Origin of the sequence: Luminiphilus sp. nBUS_16 (assembly GCF_051201645.1) — a bacterium.
Taxonomy (GTDB): domain Bacteria; phylum Pseudomonadota; class Gammaproteobacteria; order Pseudomonadales; family Halieaceae; genus Luminiphilus.
On the sequence record NZ_CP179205.1, the window covers coordinates 996,229 to 1,013,735 of the forward strand.

Consider the following 17,507-nt stretch of genomic DNA (forward strand, 5'->3'; position numbering starts at 1 on the left):
TTTCTGATTTTTTTAGGTGCAAGGTTACGTAAGCCCCACAGCGCGTCAAAAACCCTTTAAAATGTTCGGACATTTCGCAGAGTAGCAAGATTCGGCATGCCGCCCAATCCAATAGACGCAAAAACTAAAAAAGAATCTCCGCTGTATCGGAAAATCGCCGACACGTTGTTGTCTGGAATTCGAGATGGCCTCTTTCCAGTAGGCTCCCTATTACCCGGGGAGCTCGAATTAATCGAGCGTTTTAGTAGCAGTCGCCACACCATTCGTGAGGCTCTCCGCGTGCTGGAAGATATGGGTATTGTTAAGCGCCAGCGAGGACGCGGTACCTTAGTGATTTCTACGGAAGCGAGGCCTTCCTTTGTACAGGCAGTGCGAGACCCCCGTGAGTTGTTTACCTATCCAGAGAACAGTGCATTTCGTGTGCTGGTCGAGGGTCGTGTTGCAGACGAAGATCACTGGCCCAGTAAAATAGGTGAGGGGGTGGACGAAAATTGGGCACGGATTGCAGGTCTGAGAACTCTGCATGATGGCAGTCCGTTCTGCTGGACCGATATCTATGTGCTCCCAGATTATGCGGCGATTGCGCAACAATTAGGTCGAACAAAACGGCCGGTTTACGAGCAAATTGCAGAGACATTTGGTGAAACAGTGCAGCGCATCAGCGTGGAGATCTGTGCAGGCAGCCTTACAGGCAGCCGGGCTAAAGCCTTGCAAGTTGATGAGGGGACACCGTCTTTGGTTCTGTACCGACGGTACTGCGGTAACGGCAATCGGTTATTTGAAGTTTCAGTGACTGAGCACCCCGCCGATAGCTTCAGCTATTCCCTAGAATTTAATCGCGGTTGGCAAGCTGCTGAACATTGGTCCTGGAGCAAATAGGTATGCCACAAAGAGAATTGGCGGTTATCCGTAGTTTTATGTTTACTCCGGCGAACCATCCTCGCCGGGTGGAGAAGGTTTTTCAGATTGGTGCTGATGCAGTCATTTTAGATTTAGAGGATGCGGTTGCAGTTGCTGAGAAAGTCGGTGCCCGTGACGATGTTGTGGCTGCTTTTTCTGGGTCTCAGCGCGATTGTTTGCATTACGTGCGTATTAATAGCGTCGAGACCGAATTCTGGCGTGACGATATACAGGCGACCGTGGGTTCTTGGCTTGACGGTATTGTGGTGCCCAAGGTTGAGTCAGCAGTGGCGCTGTTAGAGGTCGAGCGCGCAATTGCTGAAGCTGAAGACAAGGCGGGGCTGGAAGCTGGTTGCTTAGATATTTTGCCGATTATTGAAACCGCAAAAGGCGTGGAGGCTGCTGCCGAGATTGCGACCGCTGGCTCTCGTGTACGCCGTTTCGCCTTTGGCGGTGGCGACTATACCCTCGACCTCGATTACGAATGGAGCGCAGACGAGGATGTTCTAGCCTATGCCCGAGCGCGCTTGTCACATGCTTCTAGGTTGGGCGGATTGCTGCCGCCAATCGATACTGTTGTTTTACAGATAAACGACGACGCACGGTTTACTGCGTCTGCTCAGCGCGGCAGAAAGTTTGGGTTTGGCGGCAAGCTCTGTATTCACCCCAGTCAAGTGCCGCTGACCAATGCCATTTTTTCGCCCTCTGAAGAAGAAATTGCCCACGCAACTGCGGTGGTGGCGGCATTTGAGGCCGCTGAGGCAAGTGGTTCTGCTTCTATTCAACTCGATGGTTATTTTATCGATTACCCTATTGTGTATAAAAGCCAGCGAATTCTCGCCCTTGCTGCGCTGCTAAATGAGCCAAGGGTTTCGTAACGCGCTTGCGTCACTTATAATGTCCGGACATTTAAGGAGGCGCTGTGAACAACACGTTAATCAATCAAGCGTCTCTGACGCATCGCATTGCGGCATCATCCCTTTCGTTGCAGGTGGGAGACGTTCCACCTGAGGTACTGACGTACACAAAAAGCTGCATTGCCGACGCCGTTGGTATAGGTTTTGCCTCACACTACTATGATTTCGCAGAGCGAACCGTGGCCGGAGTCCGGACTTTGGCGAGCCCTGGCGCAGGTGTTGTGATCGGGCTGGAGGATACTTTAGCGCCTCGAGACGCGGCATTGCTCAATGGAACCCTAGTACATGGGCTTGATTTTGACGACACCCATCTGGCTTCAGTGGTTCATTGTTCGGCCAGTGCTCTGCCCACTGCACTCGCAATCGCCTCAGAAAAGACGGTCACTGGTAAAGAATTATTGTTGTCATGCATCATTGCCACGGAGGTCGATGCCCGGTTGGGCAGCGCAGCGGGTGGCACTTTTCAGCAGCTGGGGTTTCATCCCACGGGCGTGGTGGGCATATTTGGTGCGACGGTTGCCGCGGTCCGTTTACTCGGTGGAACTGTCGATGAGGCAGTCCGGGCTCAGGGCATCGCATTGAGTATGGCTGGGGGCAGTATGGCGTTTCTCGATACTGGGACCTGGACAAAAAGATTACACCCGGGCTGGGCAGCGCAATCGGCATTGGCCGCGGCTAAGCTGGCTTTGGCGGGGTTTGAAGCCCCTCCTGAGGCGTATGCTGGACGCTTTGGATTTTATTCGCTGTTTACCCAAAACGCCGACAACGTCAACAAAGTAGATTGGGCGAGAGCGTATCAGGACTTCGCCATTGAGTCTGTTGCTATAAAGCCGTACCCAATCTGCCATTTCAATCATGCTCCGGTTGACGCTGCATTGCAGTTGCGGGAGCAGCACGGTTTACGCCCAGAGGAAATAGAGTCGATTAAGGTCGGGTTGCACGAACGACAGTTTGAGGTTGTCGTTGAGCCCGCTGCACGTAAGCAGCGGCCGGAGAGCGAATATGAGGCCAAGTTCAGCGTGGCCTACGCGGTGGCGACGGCCTTGGTTCGAGGTGAGCTGGGGCTGCGTGAGCTTGAGATTGAAAGCCGAACTGATGAGCAAATTCTTGCCTTAACCCCTCGCATTCACTGTGTACACGATGACCGGTCGCAATATCCGCAGACATTTTCCGGCGGGGTCAGCATTACCATGCGCGACGGCTCGGTTTATGAACATTTTGATGCGGTTAACCGAGGTGCTGAAGGTCGCCTGTTGAGTGTCGACGATGTGAAAACTAAGTTTTTTCAAAACTGCCGGTTGGTTCTGACCGAGGCACGAACAGAAGCGGTCTGGGAAGCCATTATGGCGGTCGACGGTCAAGTCGATTGTTCGGAGTTTTTAGAGGCCCTTAAGGGGTTAGGTGATCATAGATTGACTGCGGACCAAGGTAACGCGGTAGCGAGGAGTGCAATATGCTAATGAAGTCTGGCGGAAAGATTATGAGCGCCGAGGAGTATCGAGAGAGCCTACGCAGCTACTCGCCGACCGTATATGTCGACGGTGATATTATTGAGAGCGTTGCCGATGAACCGAGACTTGCTCCGGGCATTCGAGCCGTTGGCGTCACGTATGATTTCGCCCAAAAGCCTGAATTTGGTGGCGTGATGCTGGCTGATCAAGCGACCTCGGGTAAGACTGTTAATCGTATGCTTCATATCAATCGGCATTCAGAGGATTTGTTGAGCAAGCTTGAAGCCGTTCGACTGTTGTGCCGTGAAAGCGGTTGCGCCCAGCGCTACTTGACACACGATGCCCTGAACGCGATCTATCAGTCGACCTGGTGCATGGCCGAGCAAAGATCTGGCAGTGAGTATCATGCGCGCTTCCTCGAGTATTTACATGACATACAGGATCGCGACCTCACCCTTGGTGTCGCAATGACAGATGCTAAGGGCGAACGCAGTTTGCGCCCTCACGCTCAAACCAACCCAAATTCCTATGTGCACATCAGTGAACGTCGGGCGGATGGCATCGTACTGTCAGGTACGAAGGCTATTGTCACCGGTGGCCCCTACATGCACGAGCTTTTGGTGATGCCTTGTCGAACTATGGTTGAGGGTGATGCCGATTTCGCAGTGTGCTGCGCTGTGCCTATCGATGCCACGGGCTTGACCATAGTTGCTCGTCCAGCAGGGCGTCCGGGCCAAGCGGCGGCTAAGTTCAGTGCGCAATATGGACAGAGTACAGCTGTGTGTCATTTCGCCGACGTATTTGTGCCTTGGGACCGCGTTTTCATGGCTGGAGAATGGGATCAGACCGAGCACTTAGTGACTTCCTATGCTAACCATCACCGTCACAGTTGCATTGGCGCCCGGGCGGGATTTGGCGATCTGCTTATCGGGGCTGGCGCCCTGATGACCGACGCCAATGGTTTAGACATGGACAACGTCTCGCATTTGCGTGAGACCATGGTCGAGCTGATTAAAATTGTCGAAGGTTTTTATGCCTGTGGCGTTGCCGCCTCAGTCTATGGGGTTCAAGACCCCTGCGGCTCTTGGATGCCTGAGCCTGTATTTTCCAACATTGGAAAACTGCTATTAGCGACCCAGATTTATGATATGCATCGAACCGCCCATGAGGTTTCGGGAGGATTGATTGTGGCGTTGCCTGGCCCAGATGAAGACCACAACCCTGCAACTGCAGGCGATCTCGCGGCGGTGTTATCAGCTCGGCCAGATGTCCCCTACGATAAGCGCATGGAGGTATCGCGCTTTATCGAAGATCTAACTGCGTCTTCCACGGGTGGCTGGTATTCCGTAATAAGCCTTCACGGTGGAGGTTCGCCTCAGGCAATGAAACGCGAAATTTATCGTCGCTACCCGGTGGAAGAAAGAAAAGCGTTGGTAGAGCGATTGCTAGATCGCGGTGTTGCCGAGACCGGCAGTACCGGAGCACCAGATCGTCAGAAGCAACCTGGCCAATGCTGTGCAACGGGTTGTCAGGTGCCTGAAGCTCCTAAGGACTGAGGCGCAGCAAACACCGACTCTCAAGCAGGGCAGGGAGAGTCCCTTCGGACATAGATCTGTTGGCAGTGACTTCGAGGTCAGCGACCAGGGTGTTAAACACCCTGGCGGTTGGCATGGGGTCTAAACAGGTACTGCCAAAGCGGCTGGGGGTAAGATCGTTGTGCGCTTCATGAGCCGGTTGTGACTCTGGTCGAAGGGATCACGGCGATGCATGGTGCAGGCGTTGTCCCACAGCAGAGCGTCTCCTGGCTGCCACGAATGCGAGTACACGTAACGTGGTTGCACCGTCCACTCGAAGAGATAGTCGAGCATAGCTCGGCTGTCAGCCGCGTCCCAGCCCACAATCTCAGTGGTCATGCCGGGACAAAGGTAAAGTGCTTTTTCTCCGGTTATGGGATGGGTTCGCACAATCGGATGTTCAATGTCGGGCGATCGTTTCTTTTGTTCGTTGCTGGTGGGGACACTGTAAGCGTTGTTAAACGCCTCGTAAGACTGCACGGCCCGGACCCCGTCGAGTCGCTGTTTCACTTCATTAGGAAGTTCATTGTAGGCCGCTGTCATGTCGGCGAATTCGGTGTTACCCCCGGTTGGTGGCAAGGTGTGAGCCATTAACAACGAGCCTACAGCTGGACGGGGTAAGTAGATTTGGTCGTAATGCCAGCCGACCTCTGTATCAGCCAAAATGCCCATTTTCTTGCCATTGTTTTGCATGTTGGAAACGTACAAAACTTCAGGATGTTCGGAGGAGAGGTACTCGGTACGCACGTGAATTTCTAGATCACCAAAGACACGACTAAAGGTCACCAGCGTTTCTTCATCGAGGCTTTGGTTTCTGAACAAAAGCAGCTTGTGCTTTGCCCACAGTGACTTTATTGCCGTGTTTTCCTCGGTAGATGTCGCCGAAGAAATTGTGTAACCAGAAACTTCAGCACCAAATGTGGGCGCCAGAGACCTTGTGTCCTGCATAGCTTCACCTGTGTTATTTCTCTAAGGTTCTAATTGTACGGACATTTGTTTTCGAATCAAACCCAGTTTCAGGATTTGGTACGTCGATAGGCGCTGCGCCACTCCAGCAAAGCGACACTTAACACGACTAAGACGGTCCCCAGGAGCTGCAATACAGAGAGTCGCTCGTCATACATCAAATAAGCCATAAGAGCCGTTGCGGGCGGACCAACTGTACTGAGCAGAGCGCCACGAGAGGCACCTATCCGCCTTATTCCCTCGGAGACGCAAAACAAAGGCAGTACCGTTGCAAAAACTACAAGCCCGAGCATGATCCATAAACTATTCCCGGGTAGCTCAACGTTGAGCCAACCCATAATGAGGCCGTGATGTATGAAGAACGCTGAGCCCGCTGCCGTCATCGCCGTGAGGGTAAAGGTAGCCGCACTCATATTTCGAGTCAGCGCACCGTTAGCCATGAAGTAACAGGCGATGGTGACTGAGCAAAAAAGCACCCAAAAAATCCCCTGCCATTGGTCTGAGGAAAGCTGTTCATCGGCGGCTCCAGTGACGAGCAAAACCCCCAGCGATGTTGTCCCAAGCGCCAGCATGGTGGACCCTGAAGGTAGGGCTCTTGAGGTTAAAGCTGAGAATAAAACGACCATCGCAGGGTAAGAGAACAGGAGTGCCCGCTCTACGTTAGCCTGAATCAGCGTTAGCGCATAAAAGTTTGCTAAGGCTCCCAAGTAGTAGCACCAGAGCCCGGCTAAGGCCGCAGCGGCCAGATGCCACGCACTGGGTTTGGAACGAGGTTTACCCTTAAATTTCTGGGCGCTGATGGCAGCGACCAACACGAACCCAGGGATAGCTAAGACCGACCTAATAGCCGCCACCTCATGATAGCTCATGCCCTGGGCATACAGTGCTTTGGCAAATAACCCCTTTGCGGCTAAGAGTATGGCCCCTAGGGCGACTAAGGCTGCCCCTATGAGGCCGCTTCGAGTGTCAGTGCTAATTAGTGGGCACCTTGCCTAAGTTCTGTGAGGACCTCATCGGTTGTTAGTACCCGGGCCCACAGTCTTTTCAGCATGGTCAGAGTTGCGGTTTGCATGTCATCGCTGTCCGTGCCGGTGCCATCACTGACAACCACCACGCGGTACTGAAGGTCGCAAGCCTCCATTGAGGTCATGGCGACGCAATTGTTGGTGGACACGCCCACAGTCACGACGGTCTTTATGCCTTTAGCTCGCAGGGTGGTGTCGAGCCCCGTAGAGCAAAAGGCGCCTTGGGTCGTTTTATTCAATATCAATTCGCCCGGTTGCGGCTGCAGCGGCGCGACGATCTCATGCTCTTTTTGGCCAGCTATATTGTTTGTGGCGCGAATTATAGGGGCCATATGGGCGGGCGCATCACTGGCATCTGGAGCATTGGCGCCGTAGGTAATGTAAATCACCTCTGACCCTAACTCACGGAAACCCTCGAGCAGCTTTTGAATGTTGGGAATCAAAAGTTGGTTGATGCGGTTGAAACGATAAGCGGCACCCTCGGCCTCACCGCGTTCAGCGAGAAGCTTGCCCAATCCCATTTCGGGATTGCCGGTAGCGTTTTGCATATCAATGACAATTAAAGCTGTCTCGTTGGGCGAGATGGCGAAATTTTGACTAAACGCATCGACGAATCCCGGCTGATTTTGACTCATTTTAAGAGCTCTCTTGAAATGTTCGTACATTTTACGCCATATTGCGATCTAACCCCAAACGACGCTCACAACACCGAGGTTTGAGACGATGGATCAATTTGAACGTGCAGGTTATGGACAACGAGATATAGGTTTTGGTGCTAAGCCTGCGTTATTGATGGTTGATTTTCAGCTGGGGTTCACTGACGGGGTGAGTCCTATTGGTCGTAGTGGGCACATCCAAAGTGCTGTCGATAACACACGCACCCTGCTGTTGGCCTGCAAGGCCAAGCAGATACCCGTAGCCTCCTGCCGTGTGTCCTGGGGCGGCCCCGACGAAATGACGCACTGGAAAATAGAGACGCTGTTTGATGGCAGCTTTTATCATGGCCACCGTTGCACAGAGCTTGATCCGCGTATCGCTGATTCTGACTATGTTTTTGAATTTATAAAAACAGCGCCCTCAATCTTTTACGAGACCCCCCTGAAGCCTTGGTTAGTCACCCATGGCATAGACACGACTATTGTGACCGGCTGTACTACCTCTGGTTGCGTTCGAGCGTCAGTTGTTGACAGTTTTTCAGCGGGCTATCGCACGATTGTTCCTGCGGATTGTTGCGGTGACCAAGATGCCGAAGCCCACGCAAGCAACCTTCGTGATGTCGGTCGGCGCTACGCCGACGTGGTCGATTTACAGGCGGTTCTTGATCACATTCAAAAATCTTAATTTTTTACTTTAGGAGAAAACGCAATGCCTGTGGCTCAAATTAACGGACATAACATGTATTACGAAGTCCACGGTGAAGGCCCTCCAGCGGTTTACATTGGTGGTTGGGATACCTTTTGCCATGGCCGCAGCCATTTTCTAGCTCGTGGTATGACCGATAATTACAGCACGGTGATCATCGACTATCGAGGCATTGGCGATTCAGACGATGATCTTTCTATGACGCCCTCAACTGAGTTGTTTGCCGATGACATAGCAGCGCTGCTTGACCATCTCAATATGAAGTCAGTTTATTTTGTGGGCCTTGTGGGTATGGGTGCCTGTATTGGCCAATGGGTTGCCCTCAAAAGACCCGATCTAGTCCGTTGCATGGTTAATATGGGCTGTTGGACATGGGCGGACCCCATGTTGTCAGACCAGCTTCAATCCTTTGGCGACATTCATGAGCATGCAGGATTCTCCGCGTTTCAATCAATGGTGGCGTCGTATTCTTTCCGGCCCGATTACTACAATGCCAACCGTGAAAAGTTAATGGGCCCGGGAGGCGTATGGGGTAGTTTGGAGGGCCGAATACCGGCTCACCTACGTTTCATTCAGGCCTGTAGGGGACATGATATTCGTCCACACCTCAAAGATATCGCGGCGCCGACTTTAGTTTTGCATGCTGGGCAGGACGTGATCACAGGGCCCCGCACTACCATGCCCCTAGAGGAGGGGTTGCCCAATAGCACGGGGGTGATGATGGAGGAGGTTGCCCATGTCGTTGCGGGCAAGGACGAAAAAATTGCCTTCTGTGACATTCTTTTCGAGTTCCTGAAAAAGCATTGATGCACCTCGCTCGACCTCGGCATGCTTTGAGGTGAGCGCGCGTTTTCTACAACGCAGCGCCTCTTTAGGTGTGGGTCAATAGGAGCTGGAGGTTTGGGTCAATAGGCGCTGGTCATTAGGAACAGGTCATGTGACGCCACAGGGCTTTATGGGTCGCCAACAGTGACAGCTTGTTCGCCGGCCTTGGCCGGCCTGTCATGTCGCTTTGGTGAAGAACCTGATGAAGCGCATTACGCACAACAGTGGCAGAACCCTTGGGTTTGAGTTTTTCTCGGGGCGCTTCAAGGCTCAGCCTGCGCCCTGTAGCCCTGTAGCCCTGTAGCCCTGTAGCCCTGCGTTAGCGCAGGCAAAGCATCCCGTATCTCAGGCAGTTTCTGTTAGCGCTCACTCGGAGCGCGCTGGGCCTAGATGGCGCCTGAGGCTTCAAGGTCCGCGAGATCGTCGCGTCCTAGTTCGTCACCTAAAATGGTCTGATTATCAGCACCTAAGCCATTGCCGCACCTTGTTACCAGTCGCTCGCCGTCTATTTTTATGGGGTTACTCAGCGCGCGATATTCCTCCACTACCCGATGAGGTACCGTCTGTATCATGCCCGTCGCCTGAACGAAGGGATTTTCTAGAGCTTCGGGCAATGAGTTAACCGGAGCGACGGGGATTTTAGTTTGCAGCACGGAAAACCAATGCTCTGTGGTTTCAGTCATCAAAATGGTGTCGAGCACACCGGTCAATTCAGCGCGATTATTCGCACGATCACTCATAGTGGCGAAGCGGTGGTTTTCGGCGAGTTCTGGGTGACCGATATTCTCGATCAGGAGCTCCCAAAATTTCTGCGTCATACACATTAGGAAAATCCAGCCATCCTGAGTTCGGTAGAGTTGGACGGGAGTGTTGTAAGGGTGTGCTGAACGCGCCACGCGGCTCGTTTCAATGCCGTGGTTCATGTACCAGGTGCCTGGATAGGTCAATTGGTGAAGTGCCACATCGAAAAGTGTGACGTCTACATCTCGCCCGCCATGCTTACTGCGACCTAGCAGTGCAGACACGCAGCCAAGTGCTGCGACAACGCCGGTCATGAAGTCGATCATAGATAAGCCGAAGCGGGCAGGAGGAGACTCGGGCTCTCCGGTCAGTCCCAAAAAGCCACACTCTGCTTGCATTAGGTAATCATAGCCCGGCCATTCGGCGCGGTCGTTATCGCGACCATAGGCTGATATGTGGGTGCAAATGATGTCTGACTTTATCGACTTCAGCGTGTCGTAGTCGAGGCCCAGTTTGGCAGGTTGACTACCTCTGAGGTTATTCCAAACAACGTCGGCGGTACGCACTAGATCTTCAAAAATAGCGCGGCCTTCGGTGCTTTTTAAGTTCACCGTGACGCTGCGCTTCGAGAGGTTAAAAGCTTGAAAATAAGCGCTGTCATCATCTGCCAGAGTCACGGCTCCCGACTGCCGCGAGGGATCTCCTCCTGTGGCTCGGTTCTCGACTTTTATCACGTCGGCACCGAGTTCAGCTAGGTACATGGATCCGTAGGGTCCTGCGCCAAACTGTTCTATGGCAATCACTCGGATGCCCTCTAAGGGTTTGTCCATTTTCAACTCTCAAGTGTTCAGGTGGATTGATGTCAGTATCTTGCACGCTCTCGCAGATTGGTGCATGGTGCAGTGTAACCGTTACATGCAACAAATGTCCGGTCAATTGAAAAATTGGACGGACGAAGTTGCTAACCACTCTAAAAATTCAGTCAGGAGGCCTGACATGACCTACCGCTTAGGTGTCGACGTTGGTGGCACATTTACCGACCTAATCCTCGTCAACGAATCCAGTGGCGACATTCACACCGCGAAGGTGCCTAGCACTCCCGATGATTCATCGGTGGGCGTTATGAATGGTGTTGAACGTGTTTGTGGAAACGCCGGCATTGACCCCTCTGAAATTTCGCAGGTCATGCACGGCACAACCGTAGCTACTAACACGGTACTCACCGGCTCCGGTTCGAAAGTGGGGCTGGTAACGACAAAGGGATACAAGCAAGTGCTACAGATTGCACGCTCCTACGTTCCGGGCGGTTTAGGCGGCTGGGTTATCTACAATAAAAGCGACCCGTTGGCGCCACTGGCGTGCACCATTGAAGCTGAGGAGCGCATGGGGGCAGACGGCAAGCCCGTACGTGGCTTAGACGCGAAAGCCCTTGAGAAGGCTATGGAGCAACTCAAAGAGGAAAACATTGAGGCACTCACCGTATCTTTGATCAATTCCTACGCCAACCCCAAGCATGAGAAAGCCGTTGAGAGGGTGGCTCGCAAAGCGTTACCCGGCGTGCCTATTTCACTGTCCTCATCCGTGGTACCTGAGATGCAGGAGTACGAGCGAACCATCACCACCGTGGCTAATTCCTACGTGCGGCCCAAGGTTGCTGAGTACGTCAAAAATTTGGAGAAAAAGCTCAAGAAAGGCAACAAAAATATCCAGCTCAACATTCTCCGGTCTGACGGCGGCATGGCCTCTTCCAAACTCGCGCAACAGCTGCCCGTCAACTTGCTGATGAGCGGCCCTGCCGGTGGGGTATCGGGAGCTTGCTGGGTAGCTAAGCAGGCGGGGTTTGAGAATCTGCTGACCTTTGACATGGGCGGCACCTCCACCGATGTGGCGTTGGTGCAAGATGGCAAGGCTCAACTTCGGCGGGAAACTACTGTGGGTGATGTCACCGTCAGGGCGTCTTCCGTCGACGTACGAACCGTGGGAGCGGGTGGCGGCTCAATCGCCCACGTGCCCGAGTTAACCGGAGCGCTTCGCGTCGGCCCAGAGAGTGCGGGTGCTCAGCCTGGTCCTGCGGCGTATAACAAAGGTGGCGTGCTGCCCACCGTGACCGATGCCAACGTGGTGTTGGGTTATCTTCCTAGTGAGGTTCGCTTAGGCGGAGACATGGAAATCCGCAAAGACTTGGCGGAAAAAGCCATCAAGCCTATCGCTAAGGCACTGGGTATTTCAGTGAAGCGCGCTGCGGCGGGCATCATTGATATCGTCAATGAGAATATGTACGGCGCCTTGCGGCTGGTCTCGGTCGAACAGGGTTTTGACCCCAGAGATTTTGCGCTTATTGGTTTTGGCGGTGCGGGTCCGCTGCACGCGAATGCGCTGGGTCGACTGATGAACAGCTGGCCGGTCATTATTCCGCCGGGTCCTGGCGTTTTGTGCGCTTATGGCGATGCGACGACCCGAGTTCGGGACGAAGCTTCGCGAACGTACATTCGGCGTTTTGCCGATACGACAACGGCTGATCTAGGCAAAATCTACGAAGAGTTGGCGGCGAAAGCGTTAAAGACCCTTGCTCAACAGGGCGTTCCCGCTAAGGAATGCAGTGTTTCTTGCCAGGCCGATATTCGTTATCAAGGTCAGGGTTTGCAGTTAACTGTCGATTTCGATCTTAAAGCGCTGAAGAAGGGTGGTCTGGGTGTCATTGGCGATCCCTTCGATGAGATGCACAAGCAGCTGTTCACTTTTGCGCTCGATTCTGACAAAGAAATTGTCAACCTCAGGGCTGTGGCTCAGGGTAAGAGTGCTGAGATCGAGGCTAGAAAATTACCCAAGTCAGGTTCAAGGACGCCGGTTAACGCCGCCAAACTGGGGAATACGACCGTCTTCATGGATGGGAAAGATATGGACGCAACGCTTTACCAGCGTAGCAAGCTAAAAGCGGGTAACAAAATAGAAGGACCGGCTGTTGTGCTAGAGATGGACTCTACAACGGTCATCTTGGCGGGTCACACCGGTAACGTCGACGAGTTCGGCAACATTTTGATTGCACCGACTTCATAAGGGAGACGAATCATGCCTGCAACAATAGTAGAGACTAACAAGGACAAGTTTTCCCTTATCGATATCGATCCGATTACCCTCGATATCATTGAAAACGCGATGATGAACGCCCGGCACGAGATGGACGCGGTGCTGTTTCGCACGGCGATGTCACCGGGTATTCGGGAGCAGCACGATGAGTTCCCCATGATTGCCAATCTAGAAGGCAAGATGGTGGTGGGCCAGTTTGGCAGCTTTATTCACGGCTTCAAAGAGGCCTATGACGGCACCATCGAAGAGGGCGATCTGTTTCTGACAACCGACCCCTATGCCTGCAACGGTGCCATTAGCCATATCAATGATTGGCTGCTGCTGCGCCCGATTTTCAAAGATGGACGGTTAATTGCCTACGCCGCTATGTTTGGGCACATGACTGACGTAGGGGGCAAGGTCCCAGGCAGCCTCCCAACCGATGCTCGGGAAATCTTTGAGGAAGGGATCCGTATTCCTCCCACCAAGATTTATAAAAATGATGAGCTGCAGACCGATCTGCTGGAACTCATCCTGCACAACTGTCGAATGCCTAACTGGAACCGCAGCGATTTCAACGCATTGGTGGCTGCCATTCGTACGGCAGAAAAGCGTGTTATTGAAATGGCGGGCCGGTTTGGTGACGACGTCTTTTATTCAGCCCTCGATGAATTGCTGGCGCGTAATAAGCGCGCAATGGGCAAGTTGATCAAAAATACTGTGCCGGAAAAGAAGCAGTTTTTTGAAGATTATATTTGCGATGACGGCTTGGGTATGGGGCCCTATCGAATTAAGTGCGCTATGTGGCGGGAGAAGGACAAGGTCATTTTCGATTTTGAAGGTACCGATCCTCAGTCCATCAGCTCCATCAACTTCTACCTCAACGAAGAAATGTTCAAGATGTTCTGCGGGGTTTACATGATCATGGTGTTTGATCCCCAGATTATGTTTAACGATGGTTTCTATGACCTCATGGAAGTGAAGATACCCCATGGAACGCTGCTCAAACCTCAAGAACCTGCGGCACTGTCCTGTCGAACCCACGCTCTGGGTCGAATCTTTGACGTCTTGGGTGGATTGTTGGGTCAAGGCGATCCTGATTTCCTCGCTGGCGCTGGATTTTCGGACAGTCCCCACTTTATGTACTCGGGCTATGACAAAAATGGCGAGTGGTATCAGCTCTACTCGATTGGCTTTGGCGGCGTTCCTGGTAAGCCCTCCGGTGATGGCCCCGATGGTCACTCGCTCTGGCCAAGCTTTACCAACGTTCCCAATGAATTCCTCGAGAGCTATTTCCCACTCCGTATCGAGACCTATGAGACGATTACTGACAGCGGCGGTGCAGGCTACAACCGCGGGGGTAATGGCTTACGTATGGGTTATTGCTTCCTAGAGCCCGGGACTATTTCGATTCACGATGACCGTTGGCTCACTTATCCCTGGGGCGTAAACGGGGGCGAGCCCGGCAGGCGTTCAGAGAAAATACTGGTTCGAACCGATGGCTCAGAAGAGCGCTTGCCCAGCAAATGTGATCGGATCGAGGTTGGGTCTGGTGACATCCTCTACTTCAATACCTGGGGTGGTGGCGGTTGTGGTGACCCACTCAAGCGTGAAGTGGAGCGGGTTGAGTTTGATGTGCGAGCAGGCCTCGTTTCTATGGAGGGCGCTAAGCGTTACGGCGTAGTGATGAACGCTGATCGTCGGGTAAACCTCAAGCGGACTGAAACGCTACGCGCGCGTATGGCGAAGAAGCGCGGTAAGGTTCCGATGTTTGATCGCGGTGGCGATATTGCAACGTTGAAAAAGCGTTGCCTTAAAGAAACAGGACTTCAGCCGCCAAGGCAGCCTGAGTTCCAGACTTGGGCACTTAAAGTGCTTGAGGGTGGCAAAGCTGAGGCGAGTGGCAGCGTGAAGGTAAAGCGGTCGGCGGGCAAAAAGGCCGGTAAGAAAGCGGTTAAAAAGGCGGCGCCAAAAGCCAAGGCAAAAGCAAAAGCTAAGGCCACTAAGAAAACAGCCTGAAACCTGAGGAGGGGGCGTTAGCCCCCTGTCTGCAGTGGTGTAGGAGCGTGACTTATGAAGTTTGGTGTATTCCTGCCCAACGGCAGTAATGGTTACATTCCCTCAGCGGGTAGCCCGGTTTACCAGCCGACCTACCAGCACAACCTCGACATATCCCTGGCGGCGGAAAAACATGGACTGGACTTTGTCCTTTCCATGATGAAGTTCCGAGGATTTGGCGGTGAAACGGGTTATTGGGACAGCTGTCTAGAATCTTTTACCCTCATGGCGGGCTTGGCAGCTGCTACTGAGAGCATTGGTTTGTTTCCTTCGATATCAATTTTGAGTCAGCATCCCGCCGTAGTAGCCCGAATGGTGTCTACCATTGATGACATCAGTGGCGGCCGCTGTGGCCTCAATATTGTGACGGGGTGGAATCGCCCCGAATATGCCCAGATGGGGATGTGGCCTGGTGATGAGCACTATCAGCGTCGCTACGAGTACGCTGGTGAATATGTACAGATTCTTCAGGCCTTGTGGCGTGATGGACGGGCGACGTGGGAAGGCGAATACTTTCAATTGGACGACTGCTCGGTGTTGCCTCAGCCCAAGCGCGAGATACCGTTAGTGTGTGCCGGCCAGTCTCCTGCGGGCCGTCAGTTTGTGGCGGAATACGCGGACCATCAGTTTGTATTGACCAGCGAAGACAACCTGGTCACCTCAGTAAAAGATATTCGAGCCAAGGCAGAAAGCACTGGGCGTGATGTGGGTATCTATGCGTTGTTTCACCTCATCGTGGCCGATTCCGATGATCAGGCCCAAGCTGAGGTTGACGCGATTATTGACGGTGCAGACCACGGGGCCATCAGTAATATCCTCGCCAGCGCCGATTTAGACACGAATACTGGCGGAACAGCTGATCAGCTTAAGGCTGCCCTTAACCAGAGCGTCGAGGCGGGCAATATGGCGTTCATGGGTATTCCGGTCATCTACGGTTCACCCGATACCGTGGTGGGCCGCATAGAGGGCATTGTGGAGCGCACAGGTATAGACGGCATGCTCTTTAGCTGGCCCGATTTTGTTGGGGGTATCGAACGCTTTGGCTCTGAGGTGCTACCCGCACTAAAGCTTTGAACTGATGTTACCGATTTAACCGTCGTTTTCGACTTGGGAAACGACCGCGCTGTAGTCTCGATCTTCGGTGGCCTCGAGATCTTCGAGTTCACCGACAATAATGCGGGTCACCTCTTTGAAGATGGTCTGATGGCGAGCAGCCCGGGCTTCCATATCGGCATCTGTGAGCGCGTATTGCTCAATATCTTCACTGGAAAATAAACCCTTTTCGGCTGCCACTCGCTCTAAGGTGTCGAGTCGGTCCCGTGTTACTGATAACTCGCCGGTCAGCGCCATGACCATTGAGAGCAAACGGTCAACGTCGGGATTAGCGAAGTAATAAGGGCGTTTCCCTTTGGCCTTCCGCTGGAGCGTAATCTCAGATTCGTCGGGGTTCATTTTTGACACCCGTAGACAAACCACACACCGCCGCCGCCAAAATCTCCACCCTGAAAGGTGTTGCTGCGCTGGGTCTCCTGAAAAGCGCTGGGCACCATGATCTGAATGGGCTTGTGGCTTTGAAAGCCCGAATCACGGGCCAAGGCTTCTAGGTCGAGCAGGTGACTCTTTCGCCAGAAGGGTTCGTTGTTGTTTTCACTGTCCCAGTCAAAAATAAACGTGTCAAAAGGCTCCATCCCCTCATAGGGTGGGGTCTCGACGTGCAACATCATGCCCCCGGGTTTAAGCACTCGGTGGCACTCGCGGATAATATTTTTGATGGCAGCAGAGGATGTCTCATGCAGTAAGATGTGGGAAACCACTAAATCAAAAGAGTTATCCTCAAAGTCGAGCGTCTCGGCGTTTTGCTGAGAAAAATGCACCGGTAAGCCCATCGAGGATGCCCGGGCATGGGCATAGCGGAGCATGGGTGCAGCGACGTCAATGGCATGGACTTCAGCGCCCTCAAAACCGCTGGCGTAGGGCAAGGTACTGTGGCCGACTGCACAACCTAGGTCTAGGATTCGGGTGGGTTTTAATTCGGGGTGCTCCTGCTTTAACCAAGCCACCGTGCTGTCACCCATGTCGGCATTATTGACCCCCATTTGCCCCATCGCGTAAATGTAGACGGCGCGGTCATAGATGGCGCCTTGGGCAACATCATTCTCAATGTACTCGGTGTGATAGCCCCCGGGCTGGCAATGAATATCTACCGCCGTGTGGTAAGCCGGGATTTTCAGATCGGGGTCTAGCCGCAGGCTTCCCACAGCCGGGGTCTCGGCGGCCTGAGTTGCCAGTTTTTGAATGGCGCGTTGGACGGGTATTTGCGCCGAAGACCACATCATTTCCTGACTGGTTCGCAGTAGAGAGCTCCACGCCTGATAGTGAGTGTCCTGTTTCATCACCTGACCCACTTCTTGAATAGATTCGGGTTCCCTCTGGTGCTTTTCGACAAATTTTCCCTTGGCGCGTTTTTCGTAAGCGGTTTTCAGCCCTGGGTGTAAGTCGGTGACCAAATGCTCTTTAAACGAACGCACGAAATGCTGTCGCGCCAGTTCATCATGGCTCGTAGAGGGAAGGGCATCGTGGAGTTGTTGTTCCTTATAGGCGTTCGACATAGCAGGGATCCTG

Annotated in this window: 15 protein-coding genes; 9 read left to right on the forward strand and 6 right to left on the reverse strand. The window is 53.2% G+C overall.

What is annotated here, in order from left to right; translation table 11 throughout:
• The first annotated feature begins 96 nt into the window (after positions 1-96).
• From ACMAY6_RS04525 to ACMAY6_RS04540, 4 genes are read left to right on the forward strand one after another with little or no spacing between them, the layout of a single operon-like run.
• Positions 97-879: a GntR family transcriptional regulator gene (locus ACMAY6_RS04525; RefSeq protein WP_435214822.1), complete on the forward strand. Its 783-nt coding sequence runs from the start codon at positions 97-99 to the stop codon at positions 877-879.
• Between the two features lie 2 nt (positions 880-881).
• Complete coding sequence (locus ACMAY6_RS04530) at positions 882-1,778, forward strand: HpcH/HpaI aldolase/citrate lyase family protein (protein WP_435214824.1); 897 nt, start codon at positions 882-884, stop codon at positions 1,776-1,778.
• 44 nt (positions 1,779-1,822) lie between these two features.
• The gene (locus ACMAY6_RS04535) at positions 1,823-3,277 is read left to right on the forward strand and encodes an MmgE/PrpD family protein (RefSeq protein ID WP_435214826.1); all 1,455 of its coding nucleotides are present in this window, start codon (positions 1,823-1,825) and stop codon (positions 3,275-3,277) included.
• A complete protein-coding gene (locus ACMAY6_RS04540; protein ID WP_435214828.1) occupies positions 3,271-4,824 on the forward strand; it encodes a 4-hydroxyphenylacetate 3-hydroxylase family protein in 1,554 nt (517 codons plus the stop codon). Before ACMAY6_RS04535 ends, ACMAY6_RS04540 begins: the two co-directional genes overlap by 7 nt.
• A 120-nt stretch (positions 4,825-4,944) precedes the next feature.
• Here the strand turns inward: ACMAY6_RS04540 and ACMAY6_RS04545 are convergent, their stop codons facing one another.
• The 3 genes from ACMAY6_RS04545 to ACMAY6_RS04555 form a co-directional block, all read right to left on the reverse strand.
• Positions 4,945-5,790, reverse strand: a complete 846-nt coding sequence (locus ACMAY6_RS04545) for a TauD/TfdA dioxygenase family protein (RefSeq protein ID WP_435214829.1) — start codon at positions 5,788-5,790, stop codon at positions 4,945-4,947.
• A 68-nt stretch (positions 5,791-5,858) separates the two neighbouring features.
• Positions 5,859-6,785 carry a DMT family transporter gene (locus ACMAY6_RS04550; protein WP_435215948.1) on the reverse strand — a complete coding sequence of 309 codons (927 nt, stop codon included), beginning with the start codon at positions 6,783-6,785 and terminating at the stop codon, positions 5,859-5,861.
• Positions 6,785-7,468: a cysteine hydrolase family protein gene (locus ACMAY6_RS04555; protein ID WP_435214831.1), complete on the reverse strand. Its 684-nt coding sequence runs from the start codon at positions 7,466-7,468 to the stop codon at positions 6,785-6,787. The genes ACMAY6_RS04550 and ACMAY6_RS04555 overlap by 1 nt, the downstream gene beginning before the upstream one ends.
• Positions 7,469-7,556: 88 nt before the next feature.
• Between ACMAY6_RS04555 and ACMAY6_RS04560 the strand changes: the two genes are divergently transcribed.
• On the forward strand, positions 7,557-8,174 hold the full coding sequence (locus ACMAY6_RS04560; protein ID WP_435214833.1) for an isochorismatase family protein: 618 nt from the start codon (positions 7,557-7,559) through the stop codon (positions 8,172-8,174).
• Between the two features lie 24 nt (positions 8,175-8,198).
• Positions 8,199-9,002, forward strand: a complete 804-nt coding sequence (locus tag ACMAY6_RS04565) for an alpha/beta fold hydrolase (RefSeq protein ID WP_435214834.1) — start codon at positions 8,199-8,201, stop codon at positions 9,000-9,002.
• A gap of 404 nt (positions 9,003-9,406) precedes the next feature.
• Here the strand turns inward: ACMAY6_RS04565 and ACMAY6_RS04570 are convergent, their stop codons facing one another.
• Positions 9,407-10,591 carry a CaiB/BaiF CoA transferase family protein gene (locus ACMAY6_RS04570; protein ID WP_435214836.1) on the reverse strand — a complete coding sequence of 395 codons (1,185 nt, stop codon included), beginning with the start codon at positions 10,589-10,591 and terminating at the stop codon, positions 9,407-9,409.
• Positions 10,592-10,757: 166 nt separating this feature from the next.
• Here ACMAY6_RS04570 and ACMAY6_RS04575 point away from each other — a divergent pair, with 166 nt between their 5' ends.
• Genes ACMAY6_RS04575 through ACMAY6_RS04585 form a run of 3 tightly spaced genes read left to right on the forward strand, consistent with a single transcriptional unit; the run spans position 10,758 to position 15,959 of the window.
• Positions 10,758-12,818 (forward strand): hydantoinase/oxoprolinase family protein, encoded by a 2,061-nt coding sequence (locus tag ACMAY6_RS04575; RefSeq protein WP_435214837.1) that lies wholly within the window; start codon positions 10,758-10,760, stop codon positions 12,816-12,818.
• Between the two features lie 12 nt (positions 12,819-12,830).
• Positions 12,831-14,846: a hydantoinase B/oxoprolinase family protein gene (locus ACMAY6_RS04580; RefSeq protein ID WP_435214838.1), complete on the forward strand. Its 2,016-nt coding sequence runs from the start codon at positions 12,831-12,833 to the stop codon at positions 14,844-14,846.
• A gap of 54 nt (positions 14,847-14,900) precedes the next feature.
• On the forward strand, positions 14,901-15,959 hold the full coding sequence (locus tag ACMAY6_RS04585) for an LLM class flavin-dependent oxidoreductase (protein ID WP_435214840.1): 1,059 nt from the start codon (positions 14,901-14,903) through the stop codon (positions 15,957-15,959).
• A 15-nt stretch (positions 15,960-15,974) separates the two neighbouring features.
• Here the strand turns inward: ACMAY6_RS04585 and ACMAY6_RS04590 are convergent, their stop codons facing one another.
• On the reverse strand, positions 15,975-16,337 hold the full coding sequence (locus tag ACMAY6_RS04590; protein WP_435214841.1) for a hypothetical protein: 363 nt from the start codon (positions 16,335-16,337) through the stop codon (positions 15,975-15,977).
• Positions 16,334-17,494, reverse strand: a complete 1,161-nt coding sequence (locus ACMAY6_RS04595; RefSeq protein ID WP_435214843.1) for a class I SAM-dependent methyltransferase — start codon at positions 17,492-17,494, stop codon at positions 16,334-16,336. Before ACMAY6_RS04595 ends, ACMAY6_RS04590 begins: the two co-directional genes overlap by 4 nt.
• Positions 17,495-17,507 lie beyond the last annotated feature (13 nt).

Coding starts and splice junctions, on each gene's coding strand:
- ACMAY6_RS04555 (WP_435214831.1), bottom strand. CDS start 7,468: ATGAGTCAAAATCAGCCGGGATTCGTCGATGCGTTTAGTCAAAATTTC.
- ACMAY6_RS04575 (WP_435214837.1), top strand. CDS start 10,758: ATGACCTACCGCTTAGGTGTCGACGTTGGTGGCACATTTACCGACCTA.
- ACMAY6_RS04530 (WP_435214824.1), top strand. CDS start 882: ATGCCACAAAGAGAATTGGCGGTTATCCGTAGTTTTATGTTTACTCCG.
- ACMAY6_RS04590 (WP_435214841.1), bottom strand. CDS start 16,337: ATGAACCCCGACGAATCTGAGATTACGCTCCAGCGGAAGGCCAAAGGG.
- ACMAY6_RS04560 (WP_435214833.1), top strand. CDS start 7,557: ATGGATCAATTTGAACGTGCAGGTTATGGACAACGAGATATAGGTTTT.
- ACMAY6_RS04525 (WP_435214822.1), top strand. CDS start 97: ATGCCGCCCAATCCAATAGACGCAAAAACTAAAAAAGAATCTCCGCTG.
- ACMAY6_RS04540 (WP_435214828.1), top strand. CDS start 3,271: ATGCTAATGAAGTCTGGCGGAAAGATTATGAGCGCCGAGGAGTATCGA.
- ACMAY6_RS04585 (WP_435214840.1), top strand. CDS start 14,901: ATGAAGTTTGGTGTATTCCTGCCCAACGGCAGTAATGGTTACATTCCC.
- ACMAY6_RS04580 (WP_435214838.1), top strand. CDS start 12,831: ATGCCTGCAACAATAGTAGAGACTAACAAGGACAAGTTTTCCCTTATC.
- ACMAY6_RS04595 (WP_435214843.1), bottom strand. CDS start 17,494: ATGTCGAACGCCTATAAGGAACAACAACTCCACGATGCCCTTCCCTCT.
- ACMAY6_RS04545 (WP_435214829.1), bottom strand. CDS start 5,790: ATGCAGGACACAAGGTCTCTGGCGCCCACATTTGGTGCTGAAGTTTCT.
- ACMAY6_RS04565 (WP_435214834.1), top strand. CDS start 8,199: ATGCCTGTGGCTCAAATTAACGGACATAACATGTATTACGAAGTCCAC.
- ACMAY6_RS04570 (WP_435214836.1), bottom strand. CDS start 10,591: ATGGACAAACCCTTAGAGGGCATCCGAGTGATTGCCATAGAACAGTTT.